The sequence below is a fragment of the Leifsonia sp. LS1 genome, assembly GCF_020521355.1.
In the GTDB taxonomy this organism is placed as follows: domain Bacteria; phylum Actinomycetota; class Actinomycetes; order Actinomycetales; family Microbacteriaceae; genus Leifsonia.
Window position 1 is genome coordinate 37954 of sequence record NZ_BPER01000013.1, and the last position, 17383, is coordinate 55336.

Sequence of the window (17383 nt, forward strand, 5' to 3'; positions counted from 1 at the left end):
TGGCTCCTCGAAGGGGTCGGAGGGACGGGTGGCGGTGCGGGGAGGTGAAGGCGGAGGGGCGGCGCGGCCCGGCGCTCAGGGGCCTTCCGGGTCGACCGCGTCGCGATCGGCCCAGAACGGCGCGACGCGGGCACGGATGGTCTCCGCGCTCAGCCGGTCGACGAGCGCGACCGCCTCGAGGTTCGAGCGCACCTGCTCCAGCCGGCTGGCGCCGAAGAGCGTGGTGGCGGTGGCGGGATGCGTGAGCGTGAACGCGACGGCGAGCCGGGCGGGAGTGGTCCCGAGCTCCTCCGCGAGCGCAATGAACGCCGGGAGGTCGGCGACGATCCGCTCGCGGACGGCGCCGGGATCGCGCCCGACCTCGCGCCCGGGAGAGGCGTTGCCCGCGAGGATGCCGCCCTCCATCACATCGGAGGCCTGCATCGAGAGCCCCTGCTCCCAGAGCCGGGCGAAGGGCGCGCCGTCGGGGATCGAACGCCGCGCGACACTGTACTTCAGCTGCGCGAGGGCAGGGCCGGGCACGCCCTCCTCCGCGGCGATGTCGAGAAGCGCCTGGATGTTCGACGCCGACCAGTTGTTGACGCCCCAGGCGCGGATCAGCCCCGCCTCCGCCAGCCCGGCGAGGTCGAGGACGAGGTCGCGCAGCTCCAGGTCGTCCCGACGCAGGTCGCCCAGCACCACGAGGTCGGCGTAGTCGCTGCCGACGCGGAACAGCGCGTGCTCCAGCTGCGGGCGGAAGCCTCCCTCGCCGTAGCCCTCGAGCCAGAGCTTCTCCGAGAGCAGGTAGCTCTCCCGCGGGATGCCCGCGGCGCGGACGATCGCCGAGAACAGCACGTCGGTGAAGACCGGAGGCTGCATGCCGCGGAAGCCGTACACGCCGACGTCGAAGAGGTTCACGCCGTGCTCGACGGCGAAGGCGACCATCTCGACTGCGTCGGCGAAGTCCATCCGGTCGTAGGTGTGCCACGAGCCGAGCGAGAGCACGCTCGCCTCGAGTCCGGAGCGGCCGATGGGGCGGGAGGGGATGCGAGTGGTCATGCTGCTGCTCCTTCTGCGCTCAGCCGAGTCGCGGGTCGATGACGGCCTTGATCTCGCCGAGGGCGGCCATGGCCTCGATGCGCGCGGAGGCCTCGGCGAGGCCGACCGGGGCGCTGAACAGCTCGTCCCACGGCAGGCGGTCGGCGAACGCACGGAAGAAGTCGATCGCGCGGGCGTAGTCGGCGATGTCGCCGTTGAGGGAGCCGACGACGGTGAGCTCCTTGCCCATGATCGCGCTGAGGGCGACCGGATCGCCGACCGGCCCGGTCGAGCCCACGACCACGAACGTGCCGCGCGCGGCCGCCATCGCGACGGCCTCCGGGCCGACGCTGCGGGCGCCCGCGAAGTCGAGCACGAGGTCGGCCCCGACGCCGTCGGTGAGGGCGAGGACGCGGTCGATGGTGGCGTGCGACCCGCCCGCGATGTCGACGACCTCGTCCGCGCCGAACCGGCGGGCGGCGGCCAGCCGGTCGGCCGGGGCGCCGACGGTGATGACCTGGCCGGCGCCGGACAGGTGGGCGACGGCCGTGGCGAAGATGCCCAGCGCCCCCGAGCCCTGCACGACGACGCGGGAGCCGGGCCGCACCCCGCCGGCGCGGGCGAACGCGCGCAGCACGGTCTTCGCCGCGCATCCCGCCATGGACGCCCAGGTGTCCTTCACCTCGGCGGGCAGGAGGAGTTTGGCCGCCCCCGGGACGACGTACGCGTGGTCGGCCAGGCCGGCGGTCGCGAACGGCGGCACGTCGGAGCGCTGCAGGAAGCCGTAGCCGCGGCGCGAGCAGTGCACGGGCTCGCGCAGCACGGTGCAGCCGAAGCACTCGCCGCACGTGGACTCCGACCAGCCGATGCGGTCGCCCACGGCGATCGGGCGGCCGAGCGCGTCCTGGGTGCCGTCGCCGACCGCGACGACCTCGCCGACCATCTCGTGGCCGAGGACGAGCGGGAGCATCCCGGGGAAGGTCATCGCTCCCGACCAGATCTCGATGTCGGTGCCGCAGAGGGTCGCGCAGGAGATGCGGACGAGGGCGGCGCCCGGCTCGATCGCCTCGGGAAGCGGGAGCTCCTGCAGCTCCAGGGGCGCGCCGTGGGCGGCGAGAACGGCCGCCCGGGTGGCGCGGGGGACGGCCGGTGCCGCTGTGGGGGTGACCGTTGGTGGGATCGTCATCGATTGCTCCGGATCTCGACGCGCGGATGTCGTCGGCGTGGGTTATTCTACATACGTTGACCAAAATGGGAAGAGGGCTCCCGCCCCTCCCGCCGTCTCGAGGAGGAGCCGTGCAGCCAGCAGCCACCCCCGACCGCAGCGCGGACCTCGTCCTGCGCGGCGGCGTCGTCCACACGCTCGACGACGCGGGCAGCACGGCGCAGGCCGTCGCCGTCCGCCGCGGCCGCGTGCTCCGCGTGGGCACCGACGCCGAGATCGAGGAGACGATCGTGCGCGGCACCCGCGTCGTCGACCTGGACGGGCGCGCGGTCCTCCCCGGCATCAACGACTCGCACCTGCACGCGACGTGGTTGGGGGCGCTCTGGCCGCGGACGGTCTTCGGGGCACCGGACGGCGGAGAGGCCGTGGCCGGCGCGGACGGCGCTCACGGCGCTGACGGCGCGGGCGACCCGCACGACACGACCGGCGCCGCACCGCTCCTCACGACGCGCGCCGAGCGCCGCGCGGCCATCCTCCGCGCGGGCGAGCTGATCGCCTCCCTCGGCATCACGAGCTACACCGAGCCGGGCCTCGGTCCGGGGGAGGACGACGGCGCGACCGGCTGCTTCGGCCAGGACGTCTTCGAGGCGTACGCCGAGCTGGAGGCCGAGCGCGCCCTCACCGCCCGCGTCACCGTCCTCGGCCTGTTCGGGGTGCTGGACGGCCCCAGCTCCTTGCTCGACGTGCTCGGCGGCCTCCCGTCGCTGCGCCGAGAGACCGCCCGCCCGAGCCGGTTGCGTGTCGCGGGGGTGAAGATCTTCGCCGACGGCATCCCGCCGATGCATCAGGCGTGGACGCACCGGCGCTACCCGGACAGCACGCAGGGGCGCCTGCTCGTCGAGGGCGCTGATCCCGACGAGCGCGCGGCCGCGCTGCGCCGCATGATCCGGGAGGCCAACCGGCTCGGCCTGCAGGTCGGTGTCCACGCGACCGGCGACCGCGCCATCGACACCGTCGTCGAGGCCGTGGAGGAGGCACTCGCCCAGACCCGCACGGACCTCGGCCACTACATCATCCACGGCGACCTCGTCACCCCCGACGCCCTCGCACGCATGGCCCGGCTCGGGATGGGGCTCAACGTGCAGGCGGGCATCGCCGCGCACACGGCGTCCTGGGTCGCCGACGTGCTCGGCGACGAGGTCGCAGCATCGGCGTGGCCGATCGGGGCGGCGTGGGAGGCCGGCGTCCCCGTCTCGCTCAGCTCGGACGCGCCCATCCTCGCCCCCGACTGGCGGCAGGGGATCGCCGACGCGGACGCGTGGATCGGGGCCCCCGCCGCCGGTGGGGAGCGGGACCGGATGCTGGCGCTGCTGCGCGCGTACACGACCGTGCCCGCGCAACAGGACGGCGCCTCCGCGTGGAAGGGCACGCTGGAGCCGCGCAAGGCCGCCGACATGTGCGTGCTGGAGGCCGACCCGCTCGACGTGGCCCCGGCCGAGCTGCCGCGCGTCGCCGTCGACCTGACGGTCGTCGACGGCGAGGTCGTCTTCGAGCGGGTGGCCGCTCCGGCGAGTTAGGCGGGGGCGCGGCCGCCGGTCGGACGGGTCCGGCGGAGGACGCGGCCGTCGCCCTTCCGGGCCGCGCCGCCTCCGCCTCAGACCAGAAGCTGACCGCCGTCGACCGCGAGGCTCACCCCCGTGATGTGCGCGGCGTCCGCACCGGCAAGGAAGACCACGGCAGGCGCGATGTCGTCGACCTCCGCGAGGCGGGCGAGCGGGATGCGGGAGGCCCAGGCGGCGCGCTCCGGCGATCCCTCGGGCATCCCGGCCCGCAGCATCGGCGTGAGCACCGGTCCCGGCGCGACGGCGTTGACGCGGATCCCGTCGCCGGCCAGCTCGATCGCGGCCCAGCGGGTCAGCGAGTCCACCGCTGCTTTGCTCGACTCGTACGCGCCCATCCCGGGCGTGGGCTGGCGGCCGCCGATGGAGGAGATGTTGACGATCGCGCCGCGCGTGCCCGCCGCCGCCATGTGCCGCGCGACGGCCTGGGTGACCGTGAAGGTGCCCAGGATGTTCACCCGCACGATCAGTTCGTAGTCCGCGACGGCGAGCTCGGTGAGCCGGCCGTGCACCGAGAGCACGCCGGCGTTGTTGACGAGCACGTCGATGCGGCCGTGGTCGGCTGCGATCTGCTCGACCATCGCGGCGACCGCTGCGGCGTCGGTGATGTCGACGGCGACCGCCTCCACGCCCAGCTCGTCGGCGGCGGCCGCGACCGTGTCCGCGTCCACGTCGGCCAGCACGACGCGGTCGCCGAGTGCGGTGAAGGCGTGGGCGATGCCGCGGCCGATGCCTCCCGCGCCGCCGGTGACGACGACCGTGCGGGAGGCGGCGTCGGGGCGGGCGGCGTCGGAGGGGGATGCGGACGGGGATGCGGTCATGGGCGGGCCTCTCTGCTCGGCGGGCCGCTCCGGTGCGACCCGTGGTTATATTATACGAACGTAGAAAAACCCGTCCGCTCCGCGACGATCCCATCCGCCCGACGCAAGGAGGCCTCGTGCCCGAGACCGGAACCATCCCGACCCGCCCGCTCGGCCCGGCCGGCCCCGACGTGCCCGTCTTCGCGCTCGGGTCCTGGAACACCTGGGACCGCATGGAGCCCGACGACGCCGTCGCGCTGATCCGTCGCGCGCACGAGGTCGGCGCCGCTTTTTTCGACGTCGCGCACTACGACATGGGACCCCACGCCGAGAACGCCCGCACCGACCTCCTCTTCGGCGAGGCCGTGCGTGCGGCGGGACTCGCCCGCGAGGACTACCTGCTCTGCGGCAAGCTCTGGCTGTGGGAGTACCCGCGCACCTCCTTCGCCGACCAGCTGGTGACCTCTCTCGACCGCGTCGGCGTCGACCGCGCCGACCTCGTGGTCGTCGGCGACTACCTCGGCGAGGTGGATGTGCGGCGCATCGTGCGCGACGTCGCCGCCGAGATCGCGAAGGGACGCTTCGACTCCTGGGGCGTCAACAACTGGGCGTACCGCGACGTGCGGCTCGCGCTCGAGTTCGCCGAGGCCGAGAGCCTCACCCCGCCCACCTTCGCGCAGCTCAAGTACGGGCTCGTACGGCGGTCGATGGCGGAGGGCGACTTTTACGGTGCGCTGTTCCGGGAGGGGCGTCTCGCGCTGCAGGCCTCCGACGTCTTCGAGGGCGGCATCCTCGCCGGGAAGCTCGCCCCCGCGCGCAAGATAGGCGCCGACGTGGGCGGCATCCGCGAGCGCATCGTCGCCGCCTACCCCGAGATCCGGCGCATCGCCGCCTCCCTCGACGCGACGCCCACCCAACTCGGGCTCGCGTTCGCCCTCGCGCACCCCGCGACCGCGAACGTGCTCTTCGGCGTCAGCAGCCGGGAGCAGTTCGAGGACAACCTCGGCGCCCTCGCCCTCCTCGACCGCGTCGGCGCCGACGCCCTGCGCGCCGCCACCGCCCACCTCTGGCTCGACCAGGCCGTCAACCCCGACGGCACCTGGGCCCCCTGACGCCCTCCCGCCCGCGCCCCCTCCTGCCCTTTCCCGCGATTCGTCACGAATGTCGCGTTCGGCGCGGCGTTTCGCGCGATTCGTCACGAACGTCGCGCCGAGGGTGGGTGACGATTTGGTCCAAAAGCCGCGTTGGGGGCGCGCTTTCCCGCGATTTGGCCCAAAACGCGGCACGGTGGTGAGGCGGTGGGAGCGGTGGCGGCCTCAGGCGAGGTGGGCGAGGGCGGCGGCGCGGAAGGCGGGCGAGTGCAGGGCGGCGAGGTGGTCGCCGGGGACGGTCGCGTAGCGGGCGCCGGGCACGGTGGCGGCGAGGCCCTCGAGGCCGGTCGTCAGCTGGTCGGCGTCGCCGGCGACGAACAGGGTCGGGACGTCGGGGCGGGAGGCGCCCAGAGCGCCCGGGGCGAACGGCTGGGATCCCAGGCCGGCGATGAGGGCGAGGAGCGCGTCGACGTCGCAGCCGGGAGCGGACACCATGCCGGCCATCATCCCGACGAACGGGTCTGCGGGCGACTCCCCGTGGACGGCGCGGGCCACCGCCACGACGTCGACTGCGGCGAAGGGCTCGAAGGGACTCAGGCCGCCGAGCACCAGCCGGCGCACGCGTCCGGTGGCGGCGGGCAGCTCCCACGCCAGGCGTGCGCCGAGCGAGTAGCCGACCACATCCACCTCGTCGGCTCCGAGGGCGGCGGAGAGCGCCCGGACGACCGCGTCGGTCGATGCGTCGGCGCCGGCGACCGCGGGGGAGTCGCCGTGGCCCGGGAGGTCGACGAGCACGCCCGTGCGGCCCGCGGCGGCAAGGGTGTCGCCCCAATCGCCGAAGTCCTCGGCGGCGGAGGACGCGAAGCCGTGCAACAGCACGACCGGCGGCAGCGAGGAGTGGGGCGTGCCGATGCGACGAACGGCGAGCGTGGGAACGGACTGGGGAGCGGGCATCGTCGACCTCCGGAGGAATTGTTTTTCTATGATAGTAGAAAATAAACGTCTCCATCGGTAGAGTCATGCCGACCCGGCGCATCAGCGCCACAGACGCGGCCGCAGCGACGCGCGCCGCACCGACAGAGAGAGCGTGAAAGTGACAACGACCCGTCCCGTGACGCCCGAGGCCATCGTCGACATCGCGATCGGCTTCATGGGCGCGAAGCAACTCTTCGCCGCCAGTCGGGTGGGCCTCTTCGCCGCCCTCGCCGACGGTCCGCTCGACGCCGAGGCCCTCGCCGCGGCGACGGGAGTCCCCACCCGCCAGGCGCGCATCCTCGCCGACAGCATGGCCGCGCAGGGCCTCCTGACCCGGGAGGACGGCCGGTACGGTCTCGAGCCGGACGCCGCCGCGTTCCTGACCGGAGACCGCGCGGAGCTGGACCTGGCGCCGTTCCTGGCGTTCCTCGGCACCACCAGCTACACGCAGTGGCTCGGCTACGACGCGACCGTCGACACCGACGCTCCCGGCGTGCTCGAGCTCGATGACTCCGGCTGGGGCGACTTCCTGGCCGGGGTGATGCGCTACAACGAGCTGCACGCGGCGATGCTGGGGCAGAGCTTCGACTTCACCCCCTACCGGTCGGTGCTCGACCTGGGTGGCCTCAGCCCGGCGTTCGCGATCGCGGGCCTTGCGGCCAACCCCGACCTCCGGGTGCGGTTCGTCTTCGACCCGGCGTCGGTCGACGGCGTGCGCCAGGCGGTCGAGGAGGCCGGGTACGGAGACCGCACGACGGTGGAGGGCGCCGACACCGCGACCGCCCAGCCCGGCGGCGAGCACGACCTCGTGCTGGTCAACCATGTGATCCACCGCTTCGACGACGCGCAGAACCGCGCGATCTTCGCCAACGCCCGCGCGGCGGCGGCCGACGGGGCGACGCTGGTGGTGCTGGACTTCTTCCTCGACGACGACCCGCAGCAGCGCAAGATCGACGCGCTGCACGCGGGCGAGTACTACAACATCGACGGCACCGTCGTATACCCCGAGGCGACCGTGCGCGCCTGGCTGAGCGCGGCCGGCTGGCGCGCCGAGCGCACCGTCGCGCTGCCCGGCAGCCCGCGCATCCTCATCGCGACCGCCGTCTGAGAGCGGCGGCGGGAGGCCCGGCGCGACCTCCCGCCGCCCGGCCGGCGCCGACGCGGGTGGAGCCGACCCGGGGCGGCCCCGCTCGGCTACCGTGGGGGCATGCCCGCTCCCGCGAACGTCGCCACCGGTGTGCACCTGGTCCGCGTGCCCATGCCGGCCGGCGGCCTGCCGTATTCGCTGGCGTACCTGCTCGAGGACGCGGAGGGCGGCGTCCACGTGATCGACCCCGGATCGCCGTCTCCGGAGACCCTGCCGCTGCTGGCGAATGCGCTCGGCGCGCTCGGCCATGCGCTGGCCGACGTCCGCACCATCCTCGTCACGCACCTGCACGCCGATCACGCCGGAGCAGCCGGCGCCCTCCGAGCGGCCACGGGTGCGCGCATCCTGATGCACGAGCGGGAACGGGACGCGCTGGCCGCCGACGTCGCGGCGAGCGTGGGCGGCGCCGGTGTCCGCCGCCGCGACGCGGAGACCGTCGACGGCTGGGGCGTGCCGCCCGAGCGCCGTCCCGAACTCCTCGCCCTGCCCTCGCTACCTATCGCCGGCGTGGCCGCTCCGGACGCGACGCTCGCGGACGGCGAACTGCTCGCGCTCCCCGGTCTCCGCCTCCGCGCCTTCTGGACCCCGGGACACACCGGCGGCCACCTGTGCTTCGACGACGAGGAGCGCGGCCTCCTCTTCACCGGCGACCACGTGCTCCCGACCGTCAACTCCGGTCTTGGCCTGGGCGGTGCGGAGTTCGACCCGATCGGCGACTATCTCCGCTCGCTGCTCCGGGTCGCCGCGCTCGACCGTCGGGCGCTCCCGGGTCACGAGGAACCGTTCGACCGGCTGGCGGAGCGCTGCGCCGAGCTCGCCGAGCACCATCTGCGGCGGGCGCGGGAGGCCCGGGATGCGCTCCGGTCGCGACCGGACGCGACGGTCTGGCAGGTCGCCGAGGGGATGACGTGGACCGGCGGCTGGGCCGCCCTCGCCGGGTTCGCCCTGAGGTCCGCGCTCGCCCAGACCGCGATGCACCGCGCGTTCGTGCGGTCGGGTGCGCCTATCGCGTGGTGAGCCGCGCGAAGAACGCCTCGATCTGCGCCTCCAGCAGTTCCGGCGTCGACAGGTCGGGCGCGATCAGGCTCATGATGTTGGCGCCCGCGTTGATGAGGACGATCTCGTCCACCAGCTGGTCGTCGGGCGTCGCGGTGACGATGTCGCCGTCGGCGCGCCCCTGCGCGATGTAGGAGGCGAGCCCGGCGCGCCAGGAGACGAGGTGGTCGCGGTAAGCCTGGTGCAGCTCCTCGTTCGACAGGGCGCGCTCCCAGAAGCTGAGCAGCACCCGACCCGCCGTGATCGACTCCGGCGTGGTCGGCGCCGACGCGGAGACGATCGCGCGCAGCGCCTCCAGTCCAGTCTTGTCGCCGACCGCCTGGTCGACCCCGCCGCTCATCATGCCGAGGGCGCGCTCGTAGGTGCCCTGGATGATCTCGTCCTTGCCCGGGAAGTAGTGCTTGAGCGCCCCGTTCGCGAAGCCCGCCTCGCTGGCGATCTCGCGCATCGTGGCCGCCTCGAGGCCGCCCTTGACGATCAGCCCCCAGGTGACGTCGATGATGTCGGAACGTCGCTGATCGTGGTCGATCACCTTGGGCATGGTCCTCCACTCGTCCGACGGCACGGCGCTGTTAGTCCACAAGTGTAGGGGAAAGCGGTCACTCCCGACGGTGCACGGCGCGCCCGGCGAAGTACGTGGCCCGCGGGCGCAGGTGCACGAGCTTCTCCACCGGCAGCGCGAACGGGTTGTCGTCGAACACCGCGAAGTCGGCCGAGAGGCCCGGAGCGAGCGAGCCCGTCGTGTCGTCGAGCCCCATCGCGCGGGCGCCGTTGACGGTGAACACCTCGATCGCCTCCGCGAGCGTGATCGCCTGCTCGGGGCCGAGCGTCCCCGGTCGACGCCCGGAGGGATCGGCCCGCGTCACCAGGCCCTGGATGCCCTCCCACGGGTTCGGCGTCTCGCTCACCGGCCAGTCCGACCCGCCCGCCACCAGCGCGCCGGCGTCGATCAGCGAGCGATTCGGCTGGAGGCCCGCGACCTCCTCCGCCGGGCGGACGGTGCCCAGGGCGTCGGCGATCACCCCGGGGAACCACAGGAAAGGCGAGATGTCGGCGACGACGCCGAGCTGCGCGAACCGCGGCAGGTCCTCCGCCGCGATGAACTGCCCGTGCGCGATCTGGTAGATCGGCCGGGTGTGCCCCTCGGCGCGGATCGTCTCCACCGCGTCCAGCACCATCCGCACCGAGGCGTCGCCGGTGCAGTGAATCTTGGCGGAGACGCCCTGGGCGGCCGTGCGCCGCAGCCAGTCGAGCAGTTCCTCCGCGGGCATGGTGGTGCCGCCGTGGAAGTCGTCGCCGTACTCGGCCGACGGCAGATAGGGGTCCAGGAAGGCGCCGGAGTGCGCGGGAGGCGTGCCGTCGAGGAAGATCTTCACGAAGTCCGGCCGGTGGTGCGTGGTCGTCAGCTCGTCGCGGTGCGCCAGCAGGGCGTCACCGAGTTCGGCGTAGCCGAAGATCTGATCGTTGACCGTCATCGACGAGACGACCCAGGCGTCGAGTCCGCCGTCCGCATCCAGGGCGGCCAGGGCCCGCATCTGCGGCAAAGAGATGGCCGCGTCCTGGAACGCCGTGATGCCGTAGCTGTGCAGGATCTCGATCCCGCGGGCGGACGCGGCGCGGTCCTGCTCGGCCGTGAGGGCGACCGCGGGGGCGGCGACGGCCTCCACCAGCAGGCCGGCCGCCTCCAGCAGCACGCCCGTCGGCTCGCCCGTCGCAGGATCGCGCAGGATGTGCCCCGCCTCGGGATCGGGCGTCCGCGCGTCGATCCCAGCCAGCGTCAGTGCACGAGAGCTGGCCCAGCGGTTGTGGTGGCTGTCGTCCGTCAGGAGCACCGGTCGGCCGCCCGCGGCGTCGTCGAGCGCGCGTCGTGCGGCGGGGCGGCTCAGCTCGTCGAGGAGCCCCGTGCCCCAGTTGCTGCCGACGATCCATTCGTCGGGACCGCGGGTCGCCGCGTACCGGCGCACCGCGTCCACGATGTCGTCGAGGGAGGCCGTGTTGGGGAACGCGAGCTCGTACAGCTCCGCCCGCCCGGCGTGCGCGTGGTGGTTGTGCACGTCGATCAAGCCCGGCATCGCGAAGCCGCCCGCGAGGTCCATCGTCCGCGTCTCCGGACCGCGCCAGCGCTCGAGGTCGGCCGCGGAGCCGACGGCGAGGATGCGGCCGTCGCGCACCGCGAACGCCTCCGCACGCGAACGCTCCGGGTCGACGGGGTAGACGGTCCCGCCGGTGACGAGGAGGTCGGCGGCGAACGGCTCCACGGCGTTCACGCGGCGGCCGGGTCGTACGCGTCCGGGTGCACGGTGTTGCTCAGGAGCCGGCCGTACGCACCGAAGGTGAAGTGCGTCGGGACCGTGCCCGACTCGTCCAGACCGAAGAGCACCCCGTGCGACCGCAGGGCGCGCTGATCCCGATGGTCGGCGATCGTGACGGACGCGCACGGGATGACCTTCTCGCGCCAGGCGAAGATCAGGATGCCGGGCCGCACCTCCCAGACGGAGCACTCGTCCGTGTCGGCGAGTCCGCGCTCGGGACCGGCGAGGCACTGCCAGGTGTACCACTGCGGGCTCAGGTAGACGTGCTCGTAGGCGTGGTCGGCGCTGTAGACCCACAGCGTGCGGCGGCCGATCAGGGAGGAGGTGGGAGCCGGGGCCGTACCGCTGGTCGCGAGCTCCTCGATGACGGAGGGCACGAACAGCTGCTTGACGGCCGTGCCGCCCGCCAGGTCGCCGCCGATGGCCTGCACGACCGACAGCGCGCGCCCGGCCGTCAGGTCGACGACGAGCGTGACCGCCTCGTCGGGCTCGTACTCGTGGTGGAACTGCACGAAGTACAGCCCGTCATCGACGAGGAAGGCCTCGTAGTCGTCGGCGCTGGAGCTCTCCGGGATGGGGTCGCCGGCTCCCGGGCGGTAGTCCCACTCGACGCGGTCCTCGCCGAACCGGTGCGCGATGCGCGTGCCGCGCTCGTCGACCAGGGTCAGGGTGCGGCCCGCGAGGTCGGTCGTGTGGGGCGCCTTGTTCGCGTCGAAGCCGGGGGCGAGGCCGTCGAGCGGCAGCCAGGCGGCGGTGTCGGTGGGGTCGTCGATGGGCATGGCGTGTCCTTCCGTGTCCCGCCCAGTATCGGCAGCGGCGCGCGACGCGGGATAGGGAGTGCGGGAGGTTGTGCGGCTGCGGCCAACGGACGTTCCGGCGTCGTCAAGCCCGTGTGGTCGGAGCGGCCCGTGTGGTCGGAGCGGCCCGTGTGGTCGGGGCGGCCCGGTCGTCAGCGCAGCTCGGCGGCGATGGTGCGCGCCGACTCCTGCAGGCGGGCGCCGATCGCGGCGGCGTCCCGCCCGTTCGCGAGGAACACCACCGCCACGGCCGCGGGCGGCCGGTCGGGCAGCGGGAGCGGCACCGCCACCGACGCCAGCCCGGGGATCACCTCGTCGTGGCTGGTCGCGTAGCCGCGCTCGCGCGCCTGGGCGGCCTCCTCGCGCGGATGCTCGTCGGGCAGCGCCCGCCACTGCGCGCCCGTGAGGACCGACTGGATGGCGATGCCCGGCGCTCCGGAGGCGAGCGGGTGCCGGGTTCCGGGCCGCTGCACCACGGTCGCGTGCGCGTGCGACGGCTCGACGCTCACCAGCGTGACGACCTCGTGCCGGTCGAGCAGGGCGACGAAGGCCGTCATCGACAGCTCGTTGGCGATGGCGCTGAGCTGGGGGAGGGCCGCCGACTGGAGGTCGCGCGACACGGCCCGGGCGAGGGTCGCCATCCGCGGCCCCAGCTGCACCGCCCCGGCGGCATCCCGGACGACCAGCCCGTGATCCTCGAGCGTGCGCAGGATGCGGTACGCGATCGACCGGTGCACCCCGAGCGCGGCGGACAGCTGCGCGATCGTCAACGGCTCCTCCGCCTCGGAGAGGATCTCGAGGACCCGGATGCCGCGCGACAGGGTCTGCGAGTGCGGTGCGCCGCCGCTGCCGTCCGATCCGACCATGCTGCCCATTCTGGCTCATGGCGCGCGTCGGCCGGCGCCGCTACAGGAGCGTCTCGACCCCGAGCCGCACCGTGTCGCCGACCGAGACTCCCTCCGCCTGCCGCACCGCGCCCTTGATCGCGACGATGTATGCGCCGTCCGCGCTCTCCGGGAACACGGAGGTCGACCAGCGCGATCCGCCGAGGGTCACCATCACCTTGACCGAACCGAACCCGGCCGGCGGATGCGGCTGGAGGCGGATCTCTTCCGAGACGTCGTCGGGAAGCCGCGCGAACACCCACAGGTCGCGTCGCGCCTCCCACCGGAACAGCTCGGTCTCGAACTCGTAGCGCACGCCTGCCATGCCGCCCAGCCTGCCACGGACCACCGACGGCGTCGCCCGGCCCAGAACACCCCTCCCGCGGCGCACACGCCGACCGATAGGGTGACCGTCATCGAGACCGCTCTCCGTGCTCAGAGGAGTCCCCATGGCCGCCACACGCCCCGGTTCGGTGACCTTCGTCGCCGTCCTGACCTACATCAACGGCATCCTGAACATCATCGGCGGCGTGATCCTCCTCTTCACGCGGGAGTCCGCGCCCGGCGCGGACACCGAGGGCGGGCTCGCGGGCATCACGACGTCGGCGATCGTCTCCATCGTTCTCGGGATCGTCATCCTCATCGTCGCGCGCGGCCTCCTGGGCGGGAGCAAGGTCTCGCGCGCGCTCGTCACCCTCGTCATGATCCTCAACCTGGTCAACGGCGTCCTGCTGCTCTTCACCCTGCAGTTCTTCAGCGGGGTCCTGGAGATCCTCTGGGTGGTCATCGTCCTGTCGCTGCTCTTCACGCGCCGCGCCAATGCGTTCTTCAACGCCGGCTCCTCCGCCTGACTCCCCGACGCGGCGCCTTTTCGACGGCGCCGGCCCCGCGGCCTCCTCCCGGATCGGCGAGAATGGACGCGGGCGCCGCCGCCGCGTCGTCCGCGGGCGCTCACGCACGATCGAGAGAGGACGGCTGGAGAGACGATGCGCTGGTCGAACTGGTTCCGCCGGAGCGCGCCGAAGACGGTGCGCACCCGGCCGTTCGACGAGGACGCCCTCGCAGCCCCGCCTGCGCCGACGCTGGAGCAGTCGGTGGAAGAAGGCATGCTCCTCGCGGAATACGCGACGCGTATGGCCGTGAAGAACCACATCGTGGTGGACACGATCCAATACGGCAACGACTTCGATCCCGCGCGCCACACGGAGGAGGCGGCGGGCATCCTGCGCGAGCTGGCGTCCGAGCAGAACGAGGCGGCGGGACGCATCGACGAGGAGCTCCAGGCCGCCACCGGACTCCGCGGCGACGCCACGCACCCGCACGACTACCGCGCGGTCGACATCGACAACCTCACGCTCCGGAAATCGGCCGCGTTGACCCTCGCGCAGCAGCTGCGCGACAAGGCCGACTCGGAGGAGCAGCTGCTGGCTCTCGTCGAACGGGGACGTCAGGACGCGTGGGACGACGTCGGCACTGCGATCGAGGCCGGTCTCGACGCCCTCTCCGGCAAGGAGGCGCTGCGCGACGACTACGAGCGGGAGAAGCCGGCGCGGCTCAAACTGCTCATCTGGCGCGATCTCGCGAAGCTCCAGGAGGAACGCACCGGGTACTGAGGGGCTGACCCGCCCGCGGCGAGGCTCAGCTCCGCAGCGACACCGGAGGGACCAGCGTCCCGGCCTCGGTGCGCACCCAGCGGTCGCCGGTCGCGCGTTTCTCGGCCCGCGTCGTGTACCGGTAGCGGTGCAGCGTCGCGCGCACCGCTCGAGGAGGCCGGCCCTCGAACGGGTCGCGGCGCAGCAGGCGCAGCGTCGGTGCGTCCGCCTCCAGCAGCCGCAGCAGGAACACGTCGAACCAGGGGGAATCCCGCGAGCCCAGCGCCAGGAACCACATCAGCCAGTCCAGCCGCAGGTGGTAGGGCGCGAACTGGCGAGGCAGGCGTCGCACATCACCGGGTTTGCCCCGGAAGGCGTACTCGCGCCAGCCGGCGGCGGGATCGTACGGGTCGTCCGCTGTCCCCTCCACGGTCACTTCGTATCGCTCACGCGTCACGCTGCCGAACGCCCCGTACGCGTTCACGAGGTGCCAGCGGTTGAAGCTGGCGTTCATGAGCTGGCGCCGGCGGAACAGATTCCGCAGGGGAGGCCAGCTCAGATACACCAGGCCGGCCGTCACGAGCAGCGCGACGATCGCGTAGCCGAGCGGGAGGGAGTCCGCCCCGATCCCGCCGAGCCGGGCGCCCCCGTCCGCCCAGCCGAGAGCCCACGACCACACCGGATCGCTGACGGCCGCGAACGCGAGCACGATCGTGATGACATTGAGCCACGCGAAGTTGCCGGTCGCGACGAGCCACAGTTGCGTGAGGATCACGACGCCGGCCGCCGCGCTCGCCACGGGCTGAGGGAGGAAGAGCAGCCACGGGATGATCAGCTGGGCGACATGGTTGCCGAGCACCTCGGCCCGGTGGAACCACCTCGGCAGCAGGTGCGCCGTCCGGCTCAGCGGATTCGGCATCGGCTGCGTCTCGTGGTGGTAGTACAGCGCGGTCAGGTCGCGCCACACCCGATCGCCGCGCATCTTGATCATGCCGGCGCCGAACTCCAGCCGGAAGACGGTCCAGCGCACCAGGATCACGAGCGTGATCGGCGGGGCCGTGTCCCACGCCCCGAGGAACGCGACCGTGAACCCGGCCTCGCAGAGGAGGCTCTCCCACCCGAACCCGTAGAAGGTCTGACCGATGTTGACGATCGAGAGGTACAGGAACCAGATGACCAGGAAGAGCGGGACGAAGACCCAGGAGGATGCGAGCTGCGGCACGCCGACCACGACGAGAGCGGAGAGTGCGGCCCCTGTCCACCCCATGGCGCGGAGCAGCCGGTCGCTGTAGATCGGCCGGTCGTGGCGTCGCAGCCGGAAGAGCGTCGGCTGGGCCCGCCCGGGGGCGGAACGGAGGAACCGTGCGGCGGGCAAGAGACCGTGATCGCCCAGCAGCGCCGGGAACTGGTTCACCGCCGAGACGAACGCGACGACGTAGATGAGTGCGACGCCGCGCTGCAGGATCTCACGGGCGATGGTGTATTCGTCGCCGGCGAGCCAGCCCAGGATGTCCACTCAGCACCTCCCTGCGTGCGCGCTCTGGCCGCTCTTCCGTCTCCTTCGTACCCTCGAAACAGGGCGCGCAGCAGACGGTGCGCATATCGAATCACGAACAATCGGGGGGGGGGGGCTCATGCTGCAGGTATCCATGGTCGGACGCGCTTTCGCGGAGATCGACGCGACGCTGATCACCATCGACGAAGGGGCGATCCTGTGCTGGGCGGAGACGCCGGGCCCGGCAGGCGCGGAGCGTGCGGGCGCGCCTGTGGCCCGCTATCCGGTGGAGCAGGTGCTGAGCATCCGCGTGTCGGCGTCGACTCGCGCCGCCGGGCCCCGGGGGCGCGATGGCGCGCGGGCGTCGTCCCGCTCCGATCCGGAGCATCCCAACGCGTTCCGCCGCTGGACCGCGGAGCAGGAGGACGAGGCGGTGGCGGCCTTCCACCGTGGCGACAGCTTCGACGAGATCGCACGCGCGGTGGGGCGCCGGGTCGGCGGCGTGCGGGCGCGGCTGATCGCGCTCGGCGTCATCGAGGCCGGGCCGACCGACCGGCTGCGGTTCCCCGGTGCGCCCGCGGTCGCCGCAGCGGGCGCGTCGTCCCCGCGGGCGCTGCTGCGGGTGATCGACCTTCCGCGCTCGGAGGGTCGTTCGGGCTAGCCGCCGCTCACGCCGCGCGCTCGGCCTCCAGGCTGATCGCGCGGTGGTCGGACGCGCCCGCGGGGAGCACGTCGACGCGCTCGATGTCGAATCCGGTGGAGGTCACGAAGTCGAAGTAGCCGGTGAAGAACTTGTAGCGCAGATAGGTCGGCTCGGTGCTGCGCTTCAGCGTGTAGCCGCTCGTGGTCAGACTGCGCTCGAGCCCGTTGATGAACCAGGGGTAGTTGAAGTCGCCCACCATGATCGCCGGGGTGCCGGGAGCGATGGAGCGCATGCCCTCGTGGGCCGCGGCGATCTGCTTGCGGCGCAGCGAGTTCGACGCGGTCAGCGGGGCCGCGTGGAAGGAGCCGACCAGCACGCTGTCGCCGCTGTCGCGGTCGCGCAGATGCACGGCGAGGAGCCGCTCGTGCGCGGGGGCGAGCACGCGATCGTGCAGTGACTTGTTCACCGCGAAGACCTGGGTGTGCAGCACCTCGTAGCGGTCGTCGCGAACGTACATCGCGAGGCCGAGGCGGTTGGCGCGGGTCGCGTCGGCGAGACCCAGATGGTGCAGGCGCTCCGGCAGCACATCGGTGTCGGCCTCCTGCAGACACAGGGCGTCGACGTCGTGGGTCAGCGCGATGTCGGCGAGCTCGTGCCCGGCCGCGTGCTTGCGAAGGTTGTAACTGACGATCCTCAGGGGGATGCACCTCATCTCGTGCTCGGGCCGCGCGGGGGCGCGGTCGGACGCGCTTGTCATTCTGGCCCAGTTCGGGACGGACGCCGGGGGACG

General features: G+C 73.0%; 18 protein-coding genes. 7 read left to right on the top strand and 11 right to left on the bottom strand.

The genetic code is table 11. The annotated features are described in order from the left end of the window. Window positions 1–75: 75 nt before the first annotated feature. Both LLS1_RS17930 and LLS1_RS17935 read right to left on the bottom strand, forming a co-directional pair. A complete protein-coding gene (locus tag LLS1_RS17930) occupies window positions 76–1038 on the bottom strand; it encodes an aldo/keto reductase (RefSeq protein WP_226657693.1) in 963 nt (320 codons plus the stop codon). A gap of 19 nt (window positions 1039–1057) precedes the next feature. Continuing rightward, window positions 1058–2203 (bottom strand): zinc-binding dehydrogenase, encoded by a 1146-nt coding sequence (locus LLS1_RS17935; protein WP_226657695.1) that lies wholly within the window; start codon window positions 2201–2203, stop codon window positions 1058–1060. Between the two features lie 110 nt (window positions 2204–2313). Here LLS1_RS17935 and LLS1_RS17940 point away from each other — a divergent pair, with 110 nt between their 5' ends. Next, complete coding sequence (locus LLS1_RS17940; protein ID WP_226657696.1) at window positions 2314–3759, top strand: amidohydrolase; 1446 nt, start codon at window positions 2314–2316, stop codon at window positions 3757–3759. A gap of 77 nt (window positions 3760–3836) precedes the next feature. Here the strand turns inward: LLS1_RS17940 and LLS1_RS17945 are convergent, their stop codons facing one another. Then, window positions 3837–4622 carry an SDR family NAD(P)-dependent oxidoreductase gene (locus tag LLS1_RS17945; RefSeq protein WP_264186953.1) on the bottom strand — a complete coding sequence of 262 codons (786 nt, stop codon included), beginning with the start codon at window positions 4620–4622 and terminating at the stop codon, window positions 3837–3839. A gap of 116 nt (window positions 4623–4738) precedes the next feature. Between LLS1_RS17945 and LLS1_RS17950 the strand changes: the two genes are divergently transcribed. Then, window positions 4739–5713 carry an aldo/keto reductase gene (locus LLS1_RS17950; RefSeq protein WP_226657698.1) on the top strand — a complete coding sequence of 325 codons (975 nt, stop codon included), beginning with the start codon at window positions 4739–4741 and terminating at the stop codon, window positions 5711–5713. Between the two features lie 204 nt (window positions 5714–5917). On the opposite strand, the gene LLS1_RS17955 is transcribed toward LLS1_RS17950, so the two are convergent. After that, window positions 5918–6646 (bottom strand): alpha/beta fold hydrolase, encoded by a 729-nt coding sequence (locus tag LLS1_RS17955; RefSeq protein WP_226657699.1) that lies wholly within the window; start codon window positions 6644–6646, stop codon window positions 5918–5920. Between the two features lie 139 nt (window positions 6647–6785). On the opposite strand from LLS1_RS17955, the gene LLS1_RS17960 reads away from it, so the two are divergent. Continuing rightward, complete coding sequence (locus tag LLS1_RS17960) at window positions 6786–7775, top strand: methyltransferase dimerization domain-containing protein (RefSeq protein ID WP_226657701.1); 990 nt, start codon at window positions 6786–6788, stop codon at window positions 7773–7775. 99 nt (window positions 7776–7874) lie between these two features. Further along, window positions 7875–8831 carry an MBL fold metallo-hydrolase gene (locus tag LLS1_RS17965; RefSeq protein ID WP_226657702.1) on the top strand — a complete coding sequence of 319 codons (957 nt, stop codon included), beginning with the start codon at window positions 7875–7877 and terminating at the stop codon, window positions 8829–8831. On the opposite strand, the gene LLS1_RS17970 is transcribed toward LLS1_RS17965, so the two are convergent. From LLS1_RS17970 to LLS1_RS17990, 5 genes are all read right to left on the bottom strand, one after another. Continuing rightward, on the bottom strand, window positions 8818–9411 hold the full coding sequence (locus LLS1_RS17970) for a TetR/AcrR family transcriptional regulator (RefSeq protein WP_226657704.1): 594 nt from the start codon (window positions 9409–9411) through the stop codon (window positions 8818–8820). The genes LLS1_RS17965 and LLS1_RS17970 overlap by 14 nt on opposite strands. Window positions 9412–9469: 58 nt before the next feature. Continuing rightward, window positions 9470–11137 carry an amidohydrolase gene (locus LLS1_RS17975; RefSeq protein WP_226657706.1) on the bottom strand — a complete coding sequence of 556 codons (1668 nt, stop codon included), beginning with the start codon at window positions 11135–11137 and terminating at the stop codon, window positions 9470–9472. Next, window positions 11134–11961, bottom strand: coding sequence for a MoaF C-terminal domain-containing protein (locus LLS1_RS17980; RefSeq protein ID WP_226657708.1), 828 nt, complete (start codon window positions 11959–11961; stop codon window positions 11134–11136). Before LLS1_RS17980 ends, LLS1_RS17975 begins: the two co-directional genes overlap by 4 nt. Before the next feature lie 170 nt (window positions 11962–12131). After that, a complete protein-coding gene (locus LLS1_RS17985) occupies window positions 12132–12854 on the bottom strand; it encodes an IclR family transcriptional regulator (protein ID WP_374758288.1) in 723 nt (240 codons plus the stop codon). Between the two features lie 31 nt (window positions 12855–12885). Next, entirely contained in the window at window positions 12886–13188 is a 303-nt protein-coding gene (locus tag LLS1_RS17990) for a DUF1905 domain-containing protein (protein ID WP_223360283.1), read from the bottom strand. Window positions 13189–13312: 124 nt separating this feature from the next. Here LLS1_RS17990 and LLS1_RS17995 point away from each other — a divergent pair, with 124 nt between their 5' ends. Continuing rightward, on the top strand, window positions 13313–13714 hold the full coding sequence (locus LLS1_RS17995; RefSeq protein WP_226657711.1) for a hypothetical protein: 402 nt from the start codon (window positions 13313–13315) through the stop codon (window positions 13712–13714). A 135-nt stretch (window positions 13715–13849) separates the two neighbouring features. Beyond that, window positions 13850–14476 (top strand): hypothetical protein, encoded by a 627-nt coding sequence (locus LLS1_RS18000; protein WP_226657713.1) that lies wholly within the window; start codon window positions 13850–13852, stop codon window positions 14474–14476. A 25-nt stretch (window positions 14477–14501) separates the two neighbouring features. Here the strand turns inward: LLS1_RS18000 and LLS1_RS18005 are convergent, their stop codons facing one another. After that, on the bottom strand, window positions 14502–15971 hold the full coding sequence (locus tag LLS1_RS18005) for a lipase maturation factor family protein (RefSeq protein WP_226657714.1): 1470 nt from the start codon (window positions 15969–15971) through the stop codon (window positions 14502–14504). A 118-nt stretch (window positions 15972–16089) separates the two neighbouring features. Between LLS1_RS18005 and LLS1_RS18010 the strand changes: the two genes are divergently transcribed. Continuing rightward, window positions 16090–16611, top strand: coding sequence for a hypothetical protein (locus tag LLS1_RS18010; protein ID WP_226657716.1), 522 nt, complete (start codon window positions 16090–16092; stop codon window positions 16609–16611). A gap of 7 nt (window positions 16612–16618) precedes the next feature. Here the strand turns inward: LLS1_RS18010 and LLS1_RS18015 are convergent, their stop codons facing one another. Then, window positions 16619–17305: an endonuclease/exonuclease/phosphatase family protein gene (locus LLS1_RS18015; protein WP_226657717.1), complete on the bottom strand. Its 687-nt coding sequence runs from the start codon at window positions 17303–17305 to the stop codon at window positions 16619–16621. Between the last annotated feature and the right edge of the window lie 78 nt (window positions 17306–17383).